This window comes from Bacillus sp. CD3-5 (genome assembly GCF_006349665.1).
GTDB lineage: Bacteria > Bacillota > Bacilli > Bacillales > Bacillaceae_G > Bacillus_A > Bacillus_A paranthracis.
Window position 1 is genome coordinate 31678 of sequence record NZ_VEPX01000004.1, and the last position, 22118, is coordinate 53795.

Here is a 22118-nt window from a genome sequence, read left to right on the forward strand (position 1 = left end):
ATAAATAGTCTCAATCTATATTTTACATAACCTTACAGAAAATTGAAATTTAATCTTCTTTCTTCTCAGGAATAAAATATCCGAACCAAAGTAGCCAAATGAAACCGATTAACTTCATCCAATTTCCATCCGCTTGAAAAGCTTCTATCATGCCTGGAATTTTATACACCCCAATAAACCCAAGAAAACCGAGCCACCAGTTTTTTTGCATTTTCATCTTTACTCCTCCTTCATGACGTTTTTCACATTCCGAATCCAAATTTCTTTATACTTTAACTGGAATCCCATGAGCATGTAGTTGCTCATATTATCGATCACGAGCGCTAACGTATGAGCATTTTCTTCCGTTGCCTGTTGTGACACAACGTCAAGTCCCACACCTTTCTTCAATAAATCATGGAAACCATTTAAAAACTCTTCTTGTATTTCAAATAAGCGTTTCTGATACTTTTCATTTCGCGATGCAGTTACGATGAATTCATTTATAACGCGTAATATTCCTTCTTGTCCTTCATACTCAGAAAGCATATGTAAACCATCTGAAATTAACTTTTCTGCAAAATTTTCTTTCGTATATTGCTCTTTATCAAAATAACTCACGAAATGATACCCAGAAAAAATTTCTTCAAATAAAAAGTCCACTAACGCTTCTTTAGAAGAAAAATGATAATAAATAGCCGGTTTTGAAATACCTACCTCTTTCGCAATCATGGAAAGACTCATTTTCTCAATACCGTGCTCTGCCATAAGTTTAAATGACGCCTCTACAATGTTTTGCGATGTTTGTAAATTCTTTGTCATACTGTACCTCACTTATTTTTACTTACCGGTCGGTAAATAAATTGTAAAATAAAAAATTATCGTTTGCAAGTTTGATTTAAAACTACATATTACTTTCTCCATTTACTTTATGAATCAGAATCATATTCCTCCATAATTACTACAGTAATCTTTCATCCAATTAAACTACAACAAGCACCGTTGTCAGTGCTTGTTGTAATCTAATATTTAGGCCCCATGTAATCATAACTTTGATCTAACGCTTTTAATAAATCAATCGCACCCTTTAACTCTCTTTTATCAGACTCTAATTCTTCCATTCTTCTTTCAATATCTTTTTTGAAAGATTCTAAATCGCTAATGGCTTTTTTCCCTACTCCAAGTTGAGACCAGCTTGATAAGAGTAAATTATGTACATTACTTACAACCCTTTTATTATGGTTTAAGTCTTGAATCATCTGGTCAAATTGTTGTAAAGCTTGGTTCAATGCTTCTTCATTTAAGTAGATTCTCGGCATCCTAATCTTCTCCCTTAATATTGTTGATCCGTCTTCTTATAATCATCGGCTTTCTTCTCAATAAAATCTGAAATTTCCGTTGCTGTTCGTATGTACCAAAAACTTAAATGCTCTACATGTGCACGTATATTATTTACTTTAGCCTCTACCCGTCTACTTTCAGCCGTTTCTAATAATGTCATCATATTAGAAATTAACCTTGGTACTCTATCTTGAAATTCTTGTGCGTTTCGCTTCATATCTCTTACAGCTTGTTCTAGATTCTCTACAACTACACGAATTTCTCCCCCGCCTAATAACTTACCAGGTGAATCATATACTCTTTCCCCTGTATCTAAATTCAAAAGATATGAACTCGACAAATTCCCATCTTTCCCCATCTTGAAATACTTATTATTTTGATAATGAAATCCAGGTTTATCTTTTACGGAGTCCAAAAAGCGATTAGCTTCAAACAATATTCTTTGTTCCAATGGTAATTTAGAAAGGTCTTCTTTCGTAACAGGTGGTGTAACAGCATAAGTTGAACCTATATGACCATCATATGGACCAAAAGGACCATAACCGATTGAATCTGATCCGTGAACAATCGAGACAATTCTACCTTTAAATTCTCCATTATTAGCTCTTTCTTGTAAATCAGGCGGTAACAAATGTTTTGCACTCGGTGCATTCCATGACATACATCTTACATTATCATTAGATGCCGCTGCATATTCCGCTAAAGCTCCCCCTAACGAATGACCCGTCGTATATATCTCTACATCATCCCTGTCCTTGTATGTATCCGTTACTTGTTTCATGACCCTTTCAGCTTGTTCGAATTGATTATGTGTTTCCCAGCGCTGATTCTCTTCATTCCAATATTTCTTTGAACCTTCATTCTCAGTCCCTGCTACTGGAGGTGCTGCTGGTTCATGAACACCTTCTCGTAATACAAAATGATTCGTATCCGTTTTTAAATCCTTCATACCTTCCCCTGGCTTCATCGGAATGCCTAAAGAGTTTTTCTCTATAATTTTATCCCCTTCTGTTCCTCGGAAAGCTACCATAACTTGCTTTTTCCCATCCACATCTCGTTCAAAGACTACTGCGTCCATTCCGGTTTGTTTGTCGTGGAATGTTTCTCCCTTTTCCCATGTTTGTAAACTTCGACCATCTTTATTGGTAATAACAACTTCTTCATCAATATCTTTATCAGATTTATACGCAGTGTCTGCTAATTGATAGAAAGTAGAATCTAAAACTTCATTTTTATTACTCAAAACATTTCCCTCCTACAACATTTGATATATTCTTATAATTAAGATAACATTTATGGAGGATAAATATGGATATTACTATTAAAAAATTTAGTTTTTGTTTATTATTTATACTTATTTTAAGTACTTTAGGAGGATGTACTATGGATCAAAAAAACAATGAAGAAAAAGTAGTAAAAGAAGCAAAAGCGACAACCATTACATACTTTAAGGAAAAGCAAGATTTGGACGTAGTAATTACTGGGCATGAGTTTGGTCCTAAAGACCTACAATCCATTTATATCTCTGGGCATGTCAAAGATGATAAAGACAAAACATTTAATATAACTATTCAATATAGCGGAGATAAATACACGATAGGTTCAATTTCTAAAAGTAAAAGTTTAAAATTAAAATACTAACTTCCCATAATTTTCATCTAAATCATTCCTATATGCTCCCAAGGATTTTTAAATAGTTTTTATAAACGGACATGTTAAAGATAACAAAAATAAGATTTTTTCTATGGACGAAGAATATGATGGAGGAGAATATCATATAAGCTCTATGTCTCACTCCAAAAATTTAGAGCTTAAAAACTAATAATCTGGGCACTTTAGAGTGCCTTTTCTTTATGCTTCACCACACAATGTTCAGTGAATATAAAATTTAGTAAAGAGGAATATAACGCACTATTAATGGAGTGATTATTCGTGAAAAAACATGCTATAAGATTATTCTTTATCTTTACACTTATCCTTTTAGGTGGATGTACGGTAGATCAAAAGAATGAGGAACAACAAATAGTTAATAAAGCAACAGAAACAACCATTCAGTATTTTAAAGAAAAAGAAAATCTAGACGTAGTGATTACTAAACATCAATTTGCCCCGAAGGACTTTCAAAGTGTTTGGGTTTCAGGACATGTGAAAGATGATAAAAATAAAAAATTCTCGGCAGATGTTGAATACGCTAATGATTATCACATCGGTTCCATTTCCACATCTGAAGGTTTTGATTTAAAACAATAAATCTAACGGTTTCACTTCAACATAACTAGTTAAGTTTGTTTCTTTCATTCAGGAGTGTCCCTTATAAGAAAGAAAAACTAAAAAACACCTGCTACCAGAAAAAGTGAGTGCTTTTTTCACTAAAAACATTCCTTCTATCACGATATTTTATATAATCAAGATGTCATTATTGGAGCACAAATATGGATATTAAAATTGAAAAATTTAGTTTTCATTTATTATTTATACTTATTTTAGGTACTTTAGGGGGATGTACTATGGATCAAAAAAATACTGAACAACCAATAGTTGAAAAAGCAAATGAAACAACCATTAAATATTTTAAGGAAAAAGAAAATCTAGATGTAGTAATTACTGGATATGAATTTGCTCCGAGTGATTTTCAAACTGTTTTTATAAAAGGACATGTTAAAGACGATAAAACTCAAGCATTTACATTGCATGTCGAATATGGAGATAGTGATTATAGAGTCACTTCTAGAACATATTCTGAAAGTCTAGAATGAAAAAACTAGGTCATTAGATACTCACTAGAGGCTCTTTTTAGTTACCATCATACAGCAATGTCATTTCATTATTTAACTTCAGTCCATTTAAAATTAAATTCTCCCCCAAAATCATTCGTCACAAGCACTTTAATAGACAATTGTTATAAGTATGAGCGTCCCGTTTGATAGAAAGGAGCTACTGCACCATCTTCTAACAAGATTTTTTCCTTTTGTATCATCGCTTCCCAACATGCTTTTTCATCACCACGATAAGCAAACCTTGACAGCTAATAATAACTAGAATCTAAAACTTTATCATTTTCCTTCAAAACATCCCACTCCCAGATAATTTAATATATTCTAAATATAGAATAACATTAATGGAGGGGTTTTGATTGAAAAAAAATGGTATAAGATTATTCATTATCCTTACACTTATCCTTTTAGGAGGATGCAGTATGAATAATAAAACAAATGAAGAAAAAGAAATAGTAGCAAAGGCAGAAGAGGTAACCATTAAATATTTTAAAGAAAGAGAGGAGCTAGATGTAGTAATTACAGGACATGAGTTCTCCCCCAATGATTTTCAAACTGTATTTATAGATGGACACGTTAAAGGAGATAAAAGCAAAACGTTTGGGGTAGGTGTAGAATATGGGGGTGGAGAGTATAATATAAGTTCTAGATCATACTCTAAAAATCTAAAATTAAAAGAATAATCATTAGACACTCACTAGAGTGTCTTTTTTACGTAAAATATTTTAGCATATGAATTTTTTTCTTAACAAAATGATTTGTATCTGTTTTTAAATCCTTCATACCTTCCCCTGGCTTCACCGGAATGCCTAAAGAGTTTTTCTCTATAATTTTATCCCCTTCTGTTCCTCGGAAATCTACCATAACATGCTTTTCCCCATTCACATCTCGTACAAAGACTACTGCGTCTATCCCAATTTATCGTGGAATGTTCCTCCCTTTTCCTATGCTTGTAAACTTCGACCTTCTTTATTGGTAATAACAACTTCTTCTTCAATATCTTTATCAGATTTATACGTTGTGTCTGCTAATTGATAGAAAGTAGAATCTAAAATTTCATTTTTGTTACTCAAAACATTTTTCTCCTACAACATTTGATATATTCTTATAATTAAGATAACATTCATGGAGGATAAATATGGATATTAAAATCAAAAAAATTAGTTTTTTTCTATTCTTTATATTTATTTCAAGTATTTTAGGGGGATGTACTATAGATCAAAAAAATACTGAACAACAAATAGTTGAACAGGCAGAAGAAAGGACAATCCAATACTTCAAAGAAAAACAAGACTTAGATGTAGTAATCACTGATTATAGATTTGGTCCAAGTGATTTACAAGGTATCTTTATCTCCGGCTATATAAAAAATGATGAAAGCAAAACATTTAATATTACAATAGAATATGGTGGAGATGAATATACAATAGGTTCTATCTCTACAAGTGAAAATTTACATTTAAAATAATAAAGAAAAGGCACTCTTTTAAAGAGCCCTTTCTTTATCCCCCACCACACAATGTTCTGTGGATATAAAATTTAGTGAATAGGAATATAACGCAACATTTATGGAGTGATTATTCATGAAAAAATACGGTATAAGATTATTCTTTATTTTTACACTTATCCTTTTAGGAGGATGCACTATAGATCAAAAGAATGAGGAACAACAAATCGTTAATAAAGCAACAGAAGAAACCATTCAATATTTCAAAAAAACAGAGGGCTTAGATGTAACAATTACTGATCATGAATTTGGACCAAAAGACTTTCAAACTATCTCTATATCAGGCTATGTGACTAATGATAAAATGAAAGAATTTACTGCTTCAGTTGAATACGCTAATAACTATCATATCAGTACCATTTCAACCACGAAAAATTTTGAACTAAAACACGATTAGTTAACGATTTGTTTTATATTATTTCTTTATAAAAAATAATATAAAAAAATTTCAGGAGATACATATGGATAAATCAAAAAAGAAAAGGTTTATAATTTTAATCATTTTAGCAATTATATTTTTAGCTATAGGTTGTACCGCATCATTTATTCATAATAGAAATATTACAAAAGAAAAAGCTACTGAGGTTGCAATACAGCACATGAAAAAAGAAGAAAATATTGATTTCGTGGTAACCGATGTCAAAATCGAACACTTAGCACGTGCAGGCTTTATTACTGTCTTAGGATTCGACAAAAACAATAAACAAAAAAAACATTACATTGTAATAAATCAATCCCAAAACTATAAAGTCGAATATTTGGGCGACGAATAAAGTGAAACTTTAATCAGTGGAGATTTTGTTCCTCCCCATTGATTATTAGCAAAAGAAGCACTTTTATAAGCGCTTCTTTTAATTTAATATTTAGGACCCATCATCATAAATTGATTTGAGAAAGCTTCCATTGCTTTTCTATATCTCTCTAAATCATCTTGTATTTTTCTAAACTCATCAATTCTATAGACTAGTTCTTTATCCACTTCACTTAATCTTCTTTCAATTTCTTTTGCTGTATTCCCTTCCCAGTTATGTGTCAATAATACTTTAATTGAGTTCACGTTTTTTCTATGATTCTCCAAATCTGAAATACATGATTCTAAATCATTTTTTGCGCCTATCACATCAACAGCATGTGCAATAACGTCATAATTTTTCACAAAAAATCCCTCACTTAATTTTGTTCATCCACATTTTTAAAGTTATCTGCTCGTTGTTCAATAAAATCGGCTTCTGAACGAATACGCTCCATATATCCCCTTTGGAATCCGTATACGCTATATGTAACTGTATTAATTAAATTCCCTTCTACGCTAGCTGGTGATTGCTGTAAAATATTAATAATTTTGTTACTCGCTTGTACTAATTTTTGATTAATATCATCAATTTCTCTTTTTAAATCTTTTGCAATTTGTTTTACCTCTTCCACTGATAAACGAATAGTTATTTCCCCAGCGCGAGGTGAAGATACAACCCTTTGACCAGTTTCCCCATCATACATATTTGGCATATTCAAGTAACCATATTTATCATAACTAAAGTTTTTCATGGAATGAAAACTTGGTCCCATAAATCCCATAAAAAAACGAACAGCATTATAACCATTTATCAAAAATGACGAATATGGAATATAGCCACTTACATCGTGCAACTTAGAATCATTTTTCGCATCTGGTTTATCTGTATAATACAAATGTCCTATACGGCCTCTATTTTTATTATCATTCCCTCTAAACCCTGTAAACACTGTATCATTAGGGTTTCCATAAGTCGTGATTAGATTTTTATAATCTCCTCTTAAAGCCTTCTCTTTTTTATCTTTATGTAATAAGTCTATTACATTAGGTGCTTCAAAACTTACAACTGGTACATCATTCATAACCCCTGCATATTCACCTAAACCACCACCTAAAGAATGACCGGTTAATGTAAGACGATACCCATCTAAATCATTTTTAGGATCTGCTATATAATTTTTCACGTCTTTTGCTAAGTCATCCGCATTCGTAAATTGACTTTCTTCTACTGCTTTTTTAGCCCTTTCTTTAGCTGTGGCAAAATTAAATTGCTCAGTTAAAGGCAGTGATGAAGTATCAATTTTATTTAAATTATCTAAACTATCTTGATTTTTTCTAACACGTCCCCCCATAACATCAAATAAATCCGCATCATAAAAATCAGGCGCTTCCCAAGAACCACGATAAGCAATAACGATTTGTTTCGTTTCATCATTTTTATAAATGGTTGCATCAAAACTATTATTAGGATTATGTAACGATACAGAAGTAGGTATTTTAATACGTTCCCAAGTTTCTAAATGATTCCCAACTTTTACTTCAACGGAAACCGTATCATCATAACTCTCACCTGATAAACGAGAAAGTACTTGATCACTAACAGAACTACCCATAGTTTCCATCTCCTCAAAAAAGATTTATAGTATAAGTAAATTATAAACAATTCAAGGAGGAAAAATATGAGTAATTCCAAAAAAAAGAATATTATAATTTTAATTATTTTAGCAATTATAGTTTTAGCCATAGGCTGTACTACATCCTTTATTCACAATAGAAATATAACTAAAGAAAGAGCTGCTGAAGTTGCAATAAAAACTATGAAAAAAGAAAAAAAAATAGATTTTGTGGTAACCGATGTAAAAATTCAGCAATTAGAACTTGCGGGCTTTATTAGAGTTAGAGGGTATGATAAAAACAATAACCAAAAAAAACTTTACGTTGTAATAAACAAGTCCCAAAACTATAAAGTCGAATATTGGGGCGACGAATAAAGTGAAACTTTATTCAGTGGGGGTTTTGTTCGTCCCCACCTAACTTCTATGCTCCAGACGAATTTGGGGCGAGACAAGATTATAATGAACGCCTAAATAAATCCATACCATCAAAAACACTTAAGTACAGTCGAGAAACATACAAACTATTAAAAAACGTAAGGGCACCTATTACATCAAATGTGTCCGCATCATAAAGCAAACTACGAAAGACAATAACAATTTATTTTGATGCAACTATTTACAAAATTATGTAATGATACAGAACTAGTTATTTCAATAGCTTCCCAAGTTTCTTTATAATTCCAAACTTATTCTTGATAAACGAACAAGAAATTCACCACTAACCCCATTACTTATATTTCCCTCTTCTTAAAAATAATTGATAGTATTAATTACAAGTTAATTCCAGGAGGGATTGTATGAGGGAATTAAAAAAGAAAAACATCATAATTTTAATCATGATCACAATTATAACTTTAACTATAGGATGTACACTAAAAGTTATGCATGATAGAAATGTAGAAAATGAAAAAGCTACTATAGCTGCCATAGAACATATTAAGAAAAAAGAAAATATTGATGTTATAGTGACTAAAGTTGATATCAGGCCTGCCGTTAGTGGTGGTATGATTCGAGTTTCTGGTCATGTAAAAGACCAGAAAAACAGAAAATTCTTTGTTTCAATTAGTAAACGTCAAAATTATTCAATTGTTGGATGGGGATTAGATCGGCTAGAGTAATAATTACTTAACCACTAATTTCAGCCTAAAACGCTGAAAAGACAATCTGAATTATACCTTCTTCTTTTCAAGCATTAATCATGAAAACAAAAAAGCATCCTAAATCAAAATTTAGGATGCTTTCTTTTTAATCCCTATTCAACAATCGCATACGATAACAATTCATCGTCACTTCGCCAAGCCTTTGTAGTAGTTGATAGTTCGCATATGCGCCGACTGGGGCACCGATTATTGGTACGAGCTGAAGCATTTTGGCTAAATCGATATAGTCTCGGTACTCTGTTTGGAACTTTTCCCAGTCCATATGATTTTCTTTTTCTGTGTCCCACGTTTCGATTGCTTTCCATATTTCTTTTCGGTGGTCGTCACTTGAAAAGGCAAGTTGGAAAACGTGAAGGATAAAAAGGCGCTCTTCTTTGTTACTCGTATCAAACCCGTACAACGTTGCTGCATCAAATAAAAATTTAATTTTAATGCCGAGTAAAAGCGGAAAGTCAGCAAGGCCAAGGAGAATACCGCCTGCTCCCGTCCCCGCTCCTTCTGCCGCTGCTATTTTTTTATACTCATCCATTTTTTTACGTACTTCATCATCTCGTCTTTGCAACGACCAGTTCGTCTCTTTTAATTTCGGCTTTATAAAGTTTGATCCGGCACTAATTGTTTGCACCATCATCCGAATCGTTTCTGTTAATACTTTTTGTACTTTCGCCGGAATAAGCTGTTGTACTTTCGTCTGCACTTTCTTTGAGAACCGTGTCATCATAGAAGAATCTTTCATGAATGTAGCTTTCCACTGCTCTACTTCTATTATAACCTTCTCTTCATATGTAATCATAGGTTCATTCCCTTCAATTTAAACGCTCAATACGTTTCGCCCCGTATTGATAAACGAAACCGATACTAAATACTATGCTTACGACTAGTAAAATTCCCGTCATCATGAAATCTTTCGTCGCAAGGGCAAATATAACTGTAAATACAACGCTGCCTGTAAGAAGAATTGCATTTAATAAAGTAAGAAAGTCTTTCTTCTTCTCTTCTCCCCCAACCGGATACAAATCAAGCCAAATTTTCATGCGGTGATGCTTCCATAAAGTTAAGAGCTGATAACCGATTAAGTATAGGAAAATAAGGCTTACGATAAATCGTCCATATAAAAACGGAATGAAGTACAAAATAACTCCTCCAAGTGCAAGCAAACGCACATATAAACCGAAATAGTTACCAGATCGTAGAAACGTTCTCGTATATAAGTATAAATAGGTACGCTTTTCACCAATCATCGCCAGAATGAAATCAAGCCATTTTCTACGTGCTACTCTTTCTTTTAGTGCTGGTACATCAACGAACATGTTCGCGATGCGGTACAGCAGCATCATCTTCTTACCTTCTTCAGAAATTAAATACTCCCAGTTTAGTGGTTTCCCCTTCACCATTTGATGCAGTATCGCAAGGTATAACACCATGAGAATGACGATTCCACCAATAAACATAACGGAAGTACGTTCTACAAGGAAAAACACAAATAAGGCGTTTAAAATAAATCGAATGAACCAATCGGCTCTTTGTATATTTTGATCTGTTAAAAATGACTTTTCCCACGCGACGAATAAATTCCACGCTTTTACAATGATAAACGCGATTACAACCCATATGTAAGCCGCTCCTGTTTGCTTCATTTGCTGGAAGTATAACGGGGCAAGCGCTGCTGCTACGATTGCGATTATGTACAACTGAATCATAAACGTAAAAAGAAATGCCTTTGTGAAGTACGGTTTTAACTTTTCTTCAACTGGCAGTAAGTAAACGAGATCCGCTTCTTTTAATAACGTTTGAATAGATCCGGCCGTTAATACAAGTCCAAGTAACACTGCCATAACGAGCGCAGTCGGAAATGAAGGTGTTAACGTTTGTAACCATTGCTGGTAATAATACGCTCCTGCGCCGATGATGAATACGAAAATAAATTTTAAATGATCATTAAATACGTATTTACTATATGTACGAACTTCTTGTAGAAAGTGACGAAATCGTTCTTTCCATAACGCTGTGCTATTCATAATCTTCTTCCTTCGTTAATGCAATATAAATATCATCTAACGTTGCACCTGGCATATGAAACTGTGATTGCAGCTCAGATAATGTTCCCTTTGCTCTTACTTCGCCTTGATGCAAAATTATGAACGAATCACAATAACGCTCTGCCGTCGCTAAAATATGTGTACTCATTAAAATACCTGCACCACTCTTTTTCATTTGATCCATCATTTGAAGGAGTGATTGAATCGCTAACGGATCTAGCCCAACAAAGGGTTCGTCCACAATGTAAAGAGATGGCTCCACTAAAAACGCACTCATAATCATTACTTTTTGTTTCATCCCTTTTGAGAAATGAGACGGAAACCATTTTAAACGATTTTTCATGCGAAATTCTTGTAATAGTTGTCCTACACGTTCTTCATATTGTTTTTCATCAACGCCGTACGCCATCGCCGTCAACTTCAAATGTTCTTCTAACGTTAGCTCGTCATATAATACAGGTGTTTCTGGGATGAACGAAAAACTAGAACGGTACGCTGTCATATCATCACGAATTGTTTTCCCATTAATTGTGACATTCCCTTTTTTCGGTTCCATTAAACCGATAATATGTTTAATCGTCGTACTTTTACCTGCTCCATTTAAACCGATTAAGCCGACAAGTTCACCTTTATTCACAGAGAACGAAACATCTTTTAATACAGGTCGTTTCGTATATCCTCCTGTAACATTTTCTACACACAATAACTCGCTCATACGACACCACTTTCTTCATTAGTATTCATTCTATATTCATCTTACCAAAAATGGCGCTATACTACATAGTATCGATGGCTTAAAAAAAATTAAAATTTGTTCGCATATATTTTCCCGAAAGCGGACATCATAATTAAGGAAGAAGGAACACATTGAAAAAGCGACCACCTATTGATGAGTACAACAACATAGTGAAGTCATCATGAAATGGGGTGTCCATGTTGGACAAAGAAATTTACACATAACCAGATTATTTGTTTTATTTTCGAAACGGGGTGTCTCCGAAAGAGCATATACTGTTTTAAAAAGTAAACAATTTCATTTAAAAAGATTGCAATTCATTTCACTTGAAAATGGGGTGTCTACGGCAGAAACTTTAGCCGATTTACCGTGCATTTCTTAAAATAAATGAGGTGTCTGCGAAACGTAAATTACGATAATGCTTTTTCAATCCCTCTTCAGAAAACAGGAAGCTGAGTCAGCTTCCTGTTTTTCGTGTTTGTTCTCTTATGTAATTATGGTAAAATACGGCTAAGGATATTTGAAAGGATGAGATCAATGAATCATACAGCGGATAATTGTATTTTTTGCAAAATCATTGACGGGCAAATCCCTTGCTCAAAAGTATACGAAGATGAACATGTGCTTGCATTTTTAGATATTAGTCAAGTAACAAAAGGACATACTCTTGTTATTCCAAAAGTTCACAAACAAGACATTTTTGCGTTAACGCCAGAAATCGCATCACATATTTTTTCTGTCGTTCCAAAAATCGCAAATGCGATTAAAGCAGAGTTTAATCCAGTTGGCTTTAACCTACTTAACAATAACGGTGAAAAAGCTGGACAAACTGTGTTCCACTTCCACCTTCATTTAATTCCACGCTACGGTGAAAACGATGGTTTCGGTGCTGTTTGGAAATCACATCAAAATGAATACACTATGGAAAATTTACAAAACATCGCAAGTACAATTGCAAATAGCGTGAAATAGTGACACTATAATAAGTAGTCATACATAACAAGCCACTTTCCTAAAGTGATTAAATATGGCAAGGCTTGTTTCTCCACTTAAGATGCCAGGGACTGCACACTTTCCTTTCCCTCTTCTTAAAGATATGCATATTTTTTCACATCATGAATACGAACAAAAAATAAGGAGGTCTCCTTTTATGTCAAAAGCTAAATCCTTTATTACAGGTGTCATTTGCGGCGGAGCAGTTGCTGGACTAGCTGTTCTTTTCTCAACTCCTTCTTCTGGCAAAGACATGCGCGGTAAGTTAAAAGAAAAAGGAAATGATATTAAAAAGACTTTAGCTGATATTACAGCTGATACAAAATTATTAAAACGTCAAATCGTTGAAACTGCTTCAGAAGGTAAAGAAGTGTTCCAAGAATTAAAAGACGACATGCACGATACACTTTCTAACTGGAAGCAAGATATTTCCCAAAACAAACGACATATTGAGCAAGAGATTTTGGACATTCAAAAATCAATTGAGAAACTACAAGAAGCTGTTCCAGAAAAAGCGTAAACAAATTCCTGCTTAGTTTTTTGCATATAACAAATATTTTTTATATAAATTGACCTTAATACGGCATATCACATAGATATGCCGTGTTTTTATGCATTTACAATATATGTTATCACTTAACATGTATGGACAACACATGTATTCACGACTCATAAACCGCTTCCATAGTTATGCATGATTTGTATAGAATGTCATTTTTTTAAAAAATTTTCACAATTCTCACAAAAAGACTTTATTAATTTTTATTTTACTGGCATAATAGATAGTAATGAAAAAGAATGTTAAAGTGGGTGAGTATATGAAAAGTGGAGAAAAAGATTACTCGGTAAAAGAAGCGATGATTTTCAGCCAACGCATTGCTCAATTATCGAAAGCGTTATGGAAATGTGTAGAGAAAGATTGGCAGATGTGGATTAAACCTTATGATTTAAACATTAATGAGCATCATATTTTAACAATCGCTTATCATTTAAAAGGGGCTTCTATTTCTGAGATTGCTAAGTTTGGAGTTATGCACGTATCAACGGCGTTTAACTTCTCGAAAAAGTTAGAAGAACGCGGCTATCTTGTATTCTCGAAAAAAGAAGATGATAAACGAAATACGTACATCGAAATTACAGACAAAGGGGAAGAATTACTACTTCGCTTAATGGAGGAGTATGACCCTGAAAATAATTCAGTGTTTAATGGGGCTCTTGCACTTCGTAATTTTTATGGGAAGTTCCCAGAAAATATCGAACTGATTGCTATCTTGCGTAACATTTACGGACAAGACTTCATCGATATTTTTGAGAAATCATTAGAAGATATTGAAGAGAACTTTACAGAATCCGATCAAAAGTTAGTTAAGAAGTAATCTATTTACTTTTTCGCAATCATGCTTAAGAATTCATTCATAAGCGGTTTGAATAAACCTTGTTTTGCTAGCGCTTCCGCAGTTTCGTGTACTTCGAGCTGATGTGGAAGCGCTTTTTCAAATTGATCCAACAGCGCATCGAACAAAAGAAGCCCTTCTGCTTTCTCCACTACATATTGCTCGTTCAGTATTTCACAAAGATTTAGTATACGTTCAATATCTTTTTTACGAGCTTTTTTCTTTATGATCAAAGAATAAAATGGACACTTTTCTTCATCAATCATTTTAAATAGTAGGTCTACATAGTATTCAGCTTGTTCTAATCTTCTAACAACGTCCATTTTCTCCCTCACTTTCTAACACAAAGTCTTCTATTTCTGAATTTTATAACACGAACAAAATATCGTATGATACAATATATAAAGTATATGTATTTTAGCCAAAAGGAGGTCTCGCCTCATGACACTTATAACAGTTGTTTTTGTCGCATTCGCACTTCTTGTTATATTTTACACGAATTTCATGACACATACACTGTGTGAACGAAAACAAATATCTGCGAGCCGCCAACCCGGTGTCTTTCGGGTTATTAATGTATGTATAACAATTTTATTAATTTCTAGTTATATAGAAATTATATTTCATGGAAAGTGAGGAAGGAAAGCCCCTTCCTCACTTTTTTCCTCTATAAGCAAATTATACCTACTATAACCAATAAAATAAACAGTACAAGTAATAAAATAAGTTGAGAATTCATCCCCATCCCCTCCTCTTTTCTGTATATGCGGCATACGCCCAATATGGAACACCTTCAAAATCTGACACGTACTGGTTAATTTTTCTTTATCAATATGAAAACACGTCGAAATATGATATATTAAATTTTGTACATATTGCTTATACTATGAAATAAATGACACGCATCTTAACTTTATCCTTAAGCCACGGTAAGCCCTGTTAAGCGCGCTTTACCAACATAAAAAGCAAAAGTATCAGTGAGACTTAACCGGGCTCTGATGAACTAAAATTCATTGGTATAGGATAAATTAAAAATACATAATAGTAGGAGTGTTTATCGAATGAAGAAAGCTATGCTTGCCTTAGCCGCAACAAGTGTAATCGCATTATCAGCATGTGGAACATCATCATCAGACAAAATCGTTACATCTAAAGCTGGTGACATTACAAAAGAAGAATTCTACGAGCAAATGAAGACACAAGCTGGTAAACAAGTACTAAATAACATGGTTATGGAAAAAGTACTTATTAAAAACTACAAAGTTGAAGACAAAGAAGTAGACAAAAAGTTCGATGAAATGAAAAAACAATACGGTGATCAATTCGATACACTATTAAAACAACAAGGTATTAAAGAAGAAACGTTAAAAACTGGTGTGCGTGCTCAATTAGCGCAAGAAAAAGCTATCGAGAAAACAATCACTGATAAAGAATTAAAAGATAACTACAAGCCTGAAATTAAAGCAAGCCACATTCTTGTAAAAGATGAAGCAACTGCTAAAAAAGTTAAAGAAGAACTTGGACAAGGTAAATCTTTCGACGAGTTAGCGAAACAATACTCTGAAGACACTGGTTCAAAAGAAAAAGGTGGCGACTTAGGATTCTTCGGACCTGGTAAAATGGTTAAAGAATTCGAAGAGGCTGCTTATAAACTGAAAAAAGATGAAGTAAGCGAACCTGTGAAATCACAATTCGGTTACCATATCATTAAAGTAACAGACATTAAAGAGCCGGAAAAATCATTCGAACAATCTAAAGCTGACATCAAAAAAGAAATCGTTCAAAAGAAAGCACAAGATGGCGAATTCATGAACGAACTTATGATGAAAGAAATCAAAAAAGCTGACGTAAAAGTTGAAGATAAAGATTTAAAAGATCTTTTCGAAGAGAAAAAAGCTGACGCTAAGAAAGACGAAAAGAAATAATGAAAAGCTCGGGATTAGCCCGAGCTTTTTTGTTTGCCCTCTTCTCGATACTTTAGGTCTACGTTCAGATTCGGCAAGTGAAATTATATCAGCGATTTTTTAATTATATCAGCGCAACTCTAATTATATCGGCGATTTTTCAATTATATCAGCGCAACCCCAATTATATCGGCGATTCTCGAAATATATCGACTTACCGACAAAAACTGACAATGATTGCGCCCCTCTCTTCAAGAAACACAAAAAAACCTTGATTCCATCACGCACGGAACCAAGGTCTATCTTATTATCATTGATTAAATTAAAAAACTATGTTAAATTAGTACAGAAACACGTTTTCCGAAATTGAAGGTACGTATTTATCCGTATCTTAATTTTACACCAAAATACATCTTCAGTCAACCCCTATTTTTCACTTTTAAAGGAGTGCTTACCGTATGAACAAAAAACTTGATTTAGAGCAAAAACGATTGGATACCGTAATAGAAACGATTACGGAGCAAATTGATAAACTGGAAAACGAAACTGGCAGACGCCGGGCAGAAGTAATCAATATTCGTAAACACTTTTGGGATGATGTGAAAGTGAATACTGATACTTTTGATGATTATCTTGAAACAGTTATCAACTTAAGGCAACAAGCTCAGTCACTAGCTGTCACACAAATTACTCATAAGCACACCTTTAATCGACTTGCCGCATTAAGACGCATGCATAAAGCACCTTATTTTGGACGAATTGATTTTAAAGAAGAAGGAGAATCTGCTGCGGAGCAAATTTATATCGGTGTAGCCACGCTTACTGATGCAAGCGGAGAAAACTTTCTTATATATGACTGGCGCGCACCCATTTCAAGTGTGTACTACGATTATCCACCAGGACCAGCTGAATACAGTACACCAGGAGGCATAATTCACGGTAATGTGGAGAAAAAATTACAATACATTATTCAAAATGGCGAGATTGATTCTATGTTCGATACGAGCCTTACAATTGGCGATGAAATCTTGCAACAAGCGCTCGGAAAAGGTACAAACAAACATATGCAAAGTATCGTCGCTACGATTCAGCGCGAGCAAAATGAAATTATTCGTCACGATGAAGGCCGACTCCTTATCGTGCAAGGAGCTGCTGGTAGCGGTAAAACGTCAGCTGCCCTGCAACGAATCGCCTACTTATTATATAAATATCGCGAATGGTTAAAAGCGGATCAAATTATTCTCTTCTCCCCTAACTCTATGTTCAATAGCTACGTTTCTAACGTACTACCTGAACTCGGTGAAGAAAATATGCAGCAAGTGACGTTCCAAGAATATTTAAACCATAGACTAAGCAAGTCATTTGATATTGAAGATCCTTATGAACAATTAGAATATATGTTAACTGAAACGAATAGCCCTATCTATAAAACGAGAAATGCGAGCATTCGATTTAAAGCATCTACTCAATTTTTCGAGATGATTAGAGCGTACAGACAATCTCTTGAATCATCAGGCATGCTATTTAGAGGAATGAAATTTAGAGGAAAGTTAATTGTCTCTGCTAAAGAAATTACAGAGCAGTTTTACAATACCGACTCCTCCCTCCGCTTCCATAGCCGTATTGAGAAGTTAACGGATTGGCTAAATAAGCAAATAGATGCACTTGAAAAAGCAGAACTGAAAAAGCCTTGGGTAGAAGAAGAAATTGAACTACTTAGTAAAGATGAATATCAAAAGGCTTATAAATATTTACAGAAAAAAGGTGAGTTTGACGACAACTCCTTTAACGATTTTGAGAAAGAAGCGAAAGTACTTGGACGTATGATTGTCCGTAAAAAATTAAAACCACTTCGCAAAGGTGTTCAAACATTGCGCTTTATCAATTTCACAGGCATATATAAACAGCTATTCACAGATGCATCATGGGTTACGGGAGAAAAGCCGAAAGACTGGGATGACATTTGTTCTGTAACGGTGAACATGCTCGATGAAGGAAAATTATATTACGAGGATGCAACTCCATTTTTACTTTTAAAAGAGTTAATTGAAGGCTTCCAAACGAACCGATCAATTAAACACGTACTCGTAGACGAAGCGCAAGATTATTCACCGTTTCAGTTCGAGTTTTTAAAACGTCTCTTCCCTGCTGCAAGAATGACTGTACTCGGAGACTTTAACCAAGCGATCTTTGCCCATGCGAGTGAAGCAGTGAATTTCAATACACTTACTAGCTTATACGGACCAGACGAAACGAACGGCATTAACTTAACCCGTAGCTACCGCTCAACAAAACCAATTATTGAATTTACACGTGCTCTCGTACCGGAAGGCAAGAACATTCACGCCTTTGAACGTGACGGAGAGAAACCTACAGTGACGAAAGTATTAAATGAGAGCGAACTGCACGAACATATTACTGCCAAAATTGCTGAACTACAAACAGAGCAGCACAATACGATCGCAATTATATGTAAATCTGCAGCTGAAAGTGCCGCTGCTTACGAAGCACTTAATCATATCGAGAATATTAAACTCGTGAAGAGTAACTCAGCCGAGTATGAGCAAGGCATCGTCGTGATCCCAGCTTACTTAGCGAAAGGTATCGAATTTGATGCCGTTATTATTTACAATGCTTCTAAAGATGTATACAGCGATGAGAGCGTTCGTAGATTATTCTACACTGCTTGTACGCGCGCAATGCATGAATTACAACTTTATAGCGTTGGCGAGGTTAGTCCTTTTATTCTTGAGGCTGATTCGGAGAGTTTTGAGCTTATTACAACACCTTGATAACAATCAAGGTGTTTTCTTTTTTATGCAGGACTTACACCTTTAAAGTAGAATATATCAGTTTAGAAAAAAGTTAAGGAGTGAAAAGATGAACCACTATTTTATTGCTATTTATGACGGTGAGTTTCCTACCGAAAAATTACATACCATTTTACAATCTAAGCACACTTTTACTGACCTAAACGTCCGCACCATTGCAATCTCCTCACCAAGACCTTTCACATTATTAGTTGGCGAAGAACACGATGCACTTACAACTGGACTTACAGACAAATACCACTTATTAACGAAAGAGTTGCAAACACTCAAACAGCAAGAAAAGTACTACTATGTATACGATTATAAAATTAGAAAGACCATCGGGAATCCTACCCAAAAATGCTTTCCATTCGCACAAATCCATATAAGTGTTACGAAATTCCATCAGATGATTCAAAAAGTAAAAGACTTAAAACAACCTGTTTTTGCAGGTTATCACATCACTTCTCACGATGCAGACATTCTTACGATTGACGTACTTCTATCCTCACCTTTATTAGATCCTGACACTTCCGAAAAAGATGAAGAAGAATACACTTATTTACAACAACTAGCTGAATCGATATCTCGTTCTGAATTATGCACTTCTATAAAAGCAAGTGCACTTATTTAAACACGAAAAGAGGGTTATTTCCCCCCCCTTTTGCTATCTATTTACGTTTGCACTTGATCATAATAATGCATTCTTTTATATGCAACTTATATAAGTATCAAGGTGTTTTTCTCATTCTGAATGAAACACCCTTACGTCTATACACACTCAGCACAATCCCCATTATAAGCGCATGAAATACAGTCGGCGTTAATCCATAACTAATAAAAGGTAAGGATATAGCAGCAAGCGGCAATAATCCTAGTATCATCCCAACATTATAAATGAACTGGAATACAAAAAGAGTCAATCCACCAACGAGCAGCAATTTACCGTACCGATCATTTACTTTATAAGAGATGACTATTAATCTTGCTACAAAAAGAGAAAGAACGAAGACAAGAATTAACGCAAGCCAATACCCATAATAGTAAGTCAAACTCGCAAATACAAAATCAGTATCCGGAGCAGGGATGAATTTTGTATCTCCAGATGTACCAAACCACCCTGCTGACGACATTACCTCTTTTAAACGTATATACATAAATCCTGCGCCCTGTGCATCACGCTCTGGATTCAAATACCCTAAAAATCTATCCAAATAAACTCCTTTTACTGTGGCCCAGGAAAAATAGGCCCCTATAATCAATAAACAGATTGGTACAATTGTAATAATTAATGCCTTTTTCTTCCCTAACTTACTCCACCAAAGCATAACGAATACCATCGTGATATAAATAAAAATCACTGAAAAAGCTGCGCCAATTAAGAATAGATACAAAGAAAATAAATACAACACTACAAGATACCTAACTTTCAATCTATTGTTATTGAAAAAAAGAAGCCCAAGCTAGAAAAAAGAACGGTACTGACATTAAACGATCAATTGCAATAGGACCAACTTTTATTATCCGTTCTCCAAGTATCGAAGCGTTCGGAAAACAGTATATCATTAACAAGATCAGTACCCCAATTGTATAAAACAGCCATCCGAGTCTTTCTAATTTTCGGTAATCAATCAGCATCATCCCTAACGCTGTTGCAATACCAAGAACAACAGCTATCACCTTATCCATTAGTAAATCATTCATGTATCCAAAGGCTATAACCGGCAAAAACCCTAACCCCATCGCAGCCACTAATAAACCAATTAAAAACCAATCAACCTTTGGCTTATGAAGTTTGTTAAGTTCCTGCCCCAGTTTAATCGGACTCCCCATTTGTTCAACGGCCTTATCTTCAGCAACTTCCTCACTTAACCCTTTTTCTATCCACATATTCTTCGCCTGTTTTAAGTGAAAGTCTAGTTCCGTTGCCACCAAGTCCTTCGCTTCTTTTGATTTAATATGGTTCGTAACCTCTTTTAAAAAATGCTCCCCTTTTTTGTTCAATTTGTTCTCACTCCTGTACTAATCCTTTTAATATAAATCGTGCCTTCGTAGCATTCTTCTCTGCCTTTCGTACCATCTTGTTTCCTTTATCATTTAATTGATAATATTTAGCTCCCGCGTGGTCCCAGCTAGATTGGATAAAGCGATTCTGCTCTAGCCGATGTAATAAAGTGTATAGAGACCCTTCATCACCTTCGAATTTTTGAATCCCTCTCCCCCGCAACAGCTGCATCAATTCATAACCTGTTTTTTCATTCATAAGAAGTTGCAACACTGCTAAAAGGATATCTTCTTCTTTTTCGGACGATTGATTGATTTTTTCGCGCACCCGCTTTTGGTGCTGATCAGAAAAACTCAAATGTTTAAACGTTGTGTTCTCCATTGATTTTCGCAAACCTTTTAATCGATCTTCCATGTGATTATTCCTCCAATCCTTTCTTCAAAAGTTCCTTCGCTTTTTTCAGCCTCGTTTTTATCGTGTTTTCCTTCACATCTATTACAATCGCAATCTCTTTAATTGATAATTCTTCATAATAAAATAGATAAATGACTTCTCGGTATTTTATCGGTAAATTCATTACCGCAGACGCGAGCTCACGGTCCTCCGCATTTTGCATAACAGTTTGTTCGACACTATCATTTTGAACCCCTATATAAGCAGATTCATCCTCTGTCACGACGACCTTTTTGTTATACCAACTTTTTATATAGTCCTTACATTGATTAATCGCAATTCTCCATAACCACGTTTTCACATTCGACTTCCCTTTGTATGTATGAAGAGATTTATAACATTTCACAAATATATCTTGCGTTACATCCTCAGCAACCTCTTTATTGTTTACATATGAATACACAAGTTGCAGGACTTCTTGCCCATACTTGTTCATAATTTCATCGATAAGGAGTTCCTTATCCTCTATTTCAAACGCTTCTACCGTTAATTCATCCACATCATTTCCTCCTTCCCATATATTAGACGACGCACTGTATGGAAAAGTTTTATAAAACACTTTCCAGCTACTTACATATAATAAACCGAATAGTCGTTACAATACATTCACCGAA

At 34.4% G+C, this 22118-nt stretch carries 29 protein-coding genes and 3 pseudogenes; 16 read left to right on the forward strand and 16 right to left on the reverse strand.

Features of this window, described 5'->3' with window-relative positions:
* Positions 1-49 precede the first annotated feature (49 nt).
* From FH036_RS27060 to FH036_RS09695, 4 genes are all read right to left on the reverse strand, one after another.
* Positions 50-217: a hypothetical protein gene (locus FH036_RS27060; RefSeq protein ID WP_000783813.1), complete on the reverse strand. Its 168-nt coding sequence runs from the start codon at positions 215-217 to the stop codon at positions 50-52.
* Between the two features lie 2 nt (positions 218-219).
* Positions 220-801: a TetR/AcrR family transcriptional regulator gene (locus tag FH036_RS09685; RefSeq protein ID WP_138322348.1), complete on the reverse strand. Its 582-nt coding sequence runs from the start codon at positions 799-801 to the stop codon at positions 220-222.
* Positions 802-1001: 200 nt separating this feature from the next.
* Positions 1002-1298: a hypothetical protein gene (locus FH036_RS09690; RefSeq protein ID WP_001137436.1), complete on the reverse strand. Its 297-nt coding sequence runs from the start codon at positions 1296-1298 to the stop codon at positions 1002-1004.
* 14 nt (positions 1299-1312) lie between these two features.
* Complete coding sequence (locus FH036_RS09695; RefSeq protein ID WP_044792654.1) at positions 1313-2563, reverse strand: lipase family protein; 1251 nt, start codon at positions 2561-2563, stop codon at positions 1313-1315.
* Between the two features lie 140 nt (positions 2564-2703).
* Between FH036_RS09695 and FH036_RS09700 the strand changes: the two genes are divergently transcribed.
* The 3 genes from FH036_RS09700 to FH036_RS09710 all read left to right on the forward strand — a co-directional run bounded on the left by FH036_RS09700 (position 2704) and on the right by FH036_RS09710 (position 4076).
* The gene (locus FH036_RS09700; protein ID WP_000372301.1) at positions 2704-2961 is read left to right on the forward strand and encodes a hypothetical protein; all 258 of its coding nucleotides are present in this window, start codon (positions 2704-2706) and stop codon (positions 2959-2961) included.
* A gap of 291 nt (positions 2962-3252) precedes the next feature.
* Positions 3253-3570 carry a hypothetical protein gene (locus FH036_RS09705; protein ID WP_000716031.1) on the forward strand — a complete coding sequence of 106 codons (318 nt, stop codon included), beginning with the start codon at positions 3253-3255 and terminating at the stop codon, positions 3568-3570.
* Positions 3571-3752: 182 nt separating this feature from the next.
* The gene (locus FH036_RS09710; protein ID WP_014481601.1) at positions 3753-4076 is read left to right on the forward strand and encodes a hypothetical protein; all 324 of its coding nucleotides are present in this window, start codon (positions 3753-3755) and stop codon (positions 4074-4076) included.
* A gap of 68 nt (positions 4077-4144) precedes the next feature.
* Here FH036_RS09710 and FH036_RS27065 read toward each other — a convergent pair.
* Positions 4145-4324, reverse strand: a pseudogene (locus FH036_RS27065) (peptide ABC transporter substrate-binding protein); the annotation flags it as partial.
* 129 nt (positions 4325-4453) lie between these two features.
* Here FH036_RS27065 and FH036_RS09715 point away from each other — a divergent pair.
* Positions 4454-4777 carry a hypothetical protein gene (locus FH036_RS09715; RefSeq protein WP_071729444.1) on the forward strand — a complete coding sequence of 108 codons (324 nt, stop codon included), beginning with the start codon at positions 4454-4456 and terminating at the stop codon, positions 4775-4777.
* A 55-nt stretch (positions 4778-4832) separates the two neighbouring features.
* Here FH036_RS09715 and FH036_RS27620 read toward each other — a convergent pair.
* Both FH036_RS27620 and FH036_RS27625 read right to left on the reverse strand, forming a co-directional pair.
* Positions 4833-5029, reverse strand: a pseudogene (locus FH036_RS27620) (lipase family protein); the annotation flags it as partial.
* Between the two features lie 9 nt (positions 5030-5038).
* A complete protein-coding gene (locus FH036_RS27625) occupies positions 5039-5167 on the reverse strand; it encodes a hypothetical protein (protein WP_000066505.1) in 129 nt (42 codons plus the stop codon).
* A gap of 65 nt (positions 5168-5232) precedes the next feature.
* On the opposite strand from FH036_RS27625, the gene FH036_RS09720 reads away from it, so the two are divergent.
* From FH036_RS09720 to FH036_RS09730, 3 genes are all read left to right on the forward strand, one after another.
* Entirely contained in the window at positions 5233-5562 is a 330-nt protein-coding gene (locus FH036_RS09720) for a hypothetical protein (RefSeq protein ID WP_070805422.1), read from the forward strand.
* Between the two features lie 115 nt (positions 5563-5677).
* The gene (locus tag FH036_RS09725) at positions 5678-5998 is read left to right on the forward strand and encodes a DUF1433 domain-containing protein (RefSeq protein WP_000759838.1); all 321 of its coding nucleotides are present in this window, start codon (positions 5678-5680) and stop codon (positions 5996-5998) included.
* Between the two features lie 64 nt (positions 5999-6062).
* Complete coding sequence (locus FH036_RS09730) at positions 6063-6374, forward strand: hypothetical protein (protein ID WP_139895639.1); 312 nt, start codon at positions 6063-6065, stop codon at positions 6372-6374.
* An 83-nt stretch (positions 6375-6457) separates the two neighbouring features.
* Here FH036_RS09730 and FH036_RS09735 read toward each other — a convergent pair whose 3' ends face one another.
* Together FH036_RS09735 and FH036_RS09740 are read right to left on the reverse strand one after the other, a co-directional pair.
* Positions 6458-6757: a hypothetical protein gene (locus tag FH036_RS09735; protein ID WP_000800686.1), complete on the reverse strand. Its 300-nt coding sequence runs from the start codon at positions 6755-6757 to the stop codon at positions 6458-6460.
* A gap of 14 nt (positions 6758-6771) precedes the next feature.
* Positions 6772-8007, reverse strand: a complete 1236-nt coding sequence (locus tag FH036_RS09740; protein WP_044792653.1) for a hypothetical protein — start codon at positions 8005-8007, stop codon at positions 6772-6774.
* A 66-nt stretch (positions 8008-8073) separates the two neighbouring features.
* Between FH036_RS09740 and FH036_RS09745 the strand changes: the two genes are divergently transcribed.
* Together FH036_RS09745 and FH036_RS09750 are read left to right on the forward strand one after the other, a co-directional pair.
* Complete coding sequence (locus tag FH036_RS09745) at positions 8074-8385, forward strand: hypothetical protein (protein ID WP_000071631.1); 312 nt, start codon at positions 8074-8076, stop codon at positions 8383-8385.
* Between the two features lie 422 nt (positions 8386-8807).
* On the forward strand, positions 8808-9128 hold the full coding sequence (locus FH036_RS09750; protein WP_001208677.1) for a hypothetical protein: 321 nt from the start codon (positions 8808-8810) through the stop codon (positions 9126-9128).
* A 127-nt stretch (positions 9129-9255) separates the two neighbouring features.
* Here the strand turns inward: FH036_RS09750 and ecsC are convergent, their stop codons facing one another.
* The 3 genes from ecsC to ecsA are packed head-to-tail and all read right to left on the reverse strand — an operon-like array spanning position 9256 to position 11924.
* Complete coding sequence (ecsC, locus tag FH036_RS09755) at positions 9256-9963, reverse strand: ecs operon protein EcsC (RefSeq protein WP_139895640.1); 708 nt, start codon at positions 9961-9963, stop codon at positions 9256-9258.
* A 13-nt stretch (positions 9964-9976) separates the two neighbouring features.
* Entirely contained in the window at positions 9977-11188 is a 1212-nt protein-coding gene (gene ecsB, locus FH036_RS09760) for an ABC transporter permease EcsB (RefSeq protein WP_139895641.1), read from the reverse strand.
* Positions 11181-11924: an ABC transporter ATP-binding protein EcsA gene (gene ecsA, locus FH036_RS09765; RefSeq protein WP_139895642.1), complete on the reverse strand. Its 744-nt coding sequence runs from the start codon at positions 11922-11924 to the stop codon at positions 11181-11183. Before ecsA ends, ecsB begins: the two co-directional genes overlap by 8 nt.
* A 558-nt stretch (positions 11925-12482) precedes the next feature.
* Between ecsA and FH036_RS09770 the strand changes: the two genes are divergently transcribed.
* The 3 genes from FH036_RS09770 to FH036_RS09780 all read left to right on the forward strand — a co-directional run bounded on the left by FH036_RS09770 (position 12483) and on the right by FH036_RS09780 (position 14314).
* Positions 12483-12917 (forward strand): HIT family protein, encoded by a 435-nt coding sequence (locus FH036_RS09770; RefSeq protein ID WP_001016840.1) that lies wholly within the window; start codon positions 12483-12485, stop codon positions 12915-12917.
* 178 nt (positions 12918-13095) lie between these two features.
* On the forward strand, positions 13096-13458 hold the full coding sequence (locus tag FH036_RS09775; RefSeq protein WP_000030301.1) for a YtxH domain-containing protein: 363 nt from the start codon (positions 13096-13098) through the stop codon (positions 13456-13458).
* Between the two features lie 298 nt (positions 13459-13756).
* On the forward strand, positions 13757-14314 hold the full coding sequence (locus tag FH036_RS09780; protein WP_000834918.1) for an HTH-type transcriptional regulator Hpr: 558 nt from the start codon (positions 13757-13759) through the stop codon (positions 14312-14314).
* A gap of 5 nt (positions 14315-14319) precedes the next feature.
* On the opposite strand, the gene FH036_RS09785 is transcribed toward FH036_RS09780, so the two are convergent.
* Complete coding sequence (locus FH036_RS09785; RefSeq protein ID WP_000383651.1) at positions 14320-14655, reverse strand: DUF1878 family protein; 336 nt, start codon at positions 14653-14655, stop codon at positions 14320-14322.
* 118 nt (positions 14656-14773) lie between these two features.
* Between FH036_RS09785 and FH036_RS09790 the strand changes: the two genes are divergently transcribed.
* The 4 genes from FH036_RS09790 to FH036_RS09805 all read left to right on the forward strand — a co-directional run bounded on the left by FH036_RS09790 (position 14774) and on the right by FH036_RS09805 (position 19680).
* Positions 14774-14968, forward strand: coding sequence for a hypothetical protein (locus tag FH036_RS09790; RefSeq protein WP_000172692.1), 195 nt, complete (start codon positions 14774-14776; stop codon positions 14966-14968).
* 425 nt (positions 14969-15393) lie between these two features.
* On the forward strand, positions 15394-16257 hold the full coding sequence (prsA, locus tag FH036_RS09795; protein WP_139895643.1) for a peptidylprolyl isomerase PrsA: 864 nt from the start codon (positions 15394-15396) through the stop codon (positions 16255-16257).
* A 437-nt stretch (positions 16258-16694) separates the two neighbouring features.
* On the forward strand, positions 16695-19028 hold the full coding sequence (gene helD / locus FH036_RS09800; RefSeq protein WP_139895644.1) for an RNA polymerase recycling motor HelD: 2334 nt from the start codon (positions 16695-16697) through the stop codon (positions 19026-19028).
* 88 nt (positions 19029-19116) lie between these two features.
* The gene (locus FH036_RS09805; RefSeq protein ID WP_138322364.1) at positions 19117-19680 is read left to right on the forward strand and encodes a hypothetical protein; all 564 of its coding nucleotides are present in this window, start codon (positions 19117-19119) and stop codon (positions 19678-19680) included.
* A 97-nt stretch (positions 19681-19777) separates the two neighbouring features.
* Here FH036_RS09805 and FH036_RS09810 read toward each other — a convergent pair.
* The 3 genes and pseudogenes from FH036_RS09810 to FH036_RS09820 form a co-directional block, all read right to left on the reverse strand.
* A pseudogene (locus tag FH036_RS09810) lies at positions 19778-21050 on the reverse strand (FtsW/RodA/SpoVE family cell cycle protein).
* 7 nt (positions 21051-21057) lie between these two features.
* Complete coding sequence (locus FH036_RS09815; protein ID WP_042874536.1) at positions 21058-21465, reverse strand: PadR family transcriptional regulator; 408 nt, start codon at positions 21463-21465, stop codon at positions 21058-21060.
* A 4-nt stretch (positions 21466-21469) separates the two neighbouring features.
* Entirely contained in the window at positions 21470-22003 is a 534-nt protein-coding gene (locus tag FH036_RS09820; protein ID WP_098347357.1) for a sigma-70 family RNA polymerase sigma factor, read from the reverse strand.
* Positions 22004-22118 lie beyond the last annotated feature (115 nt).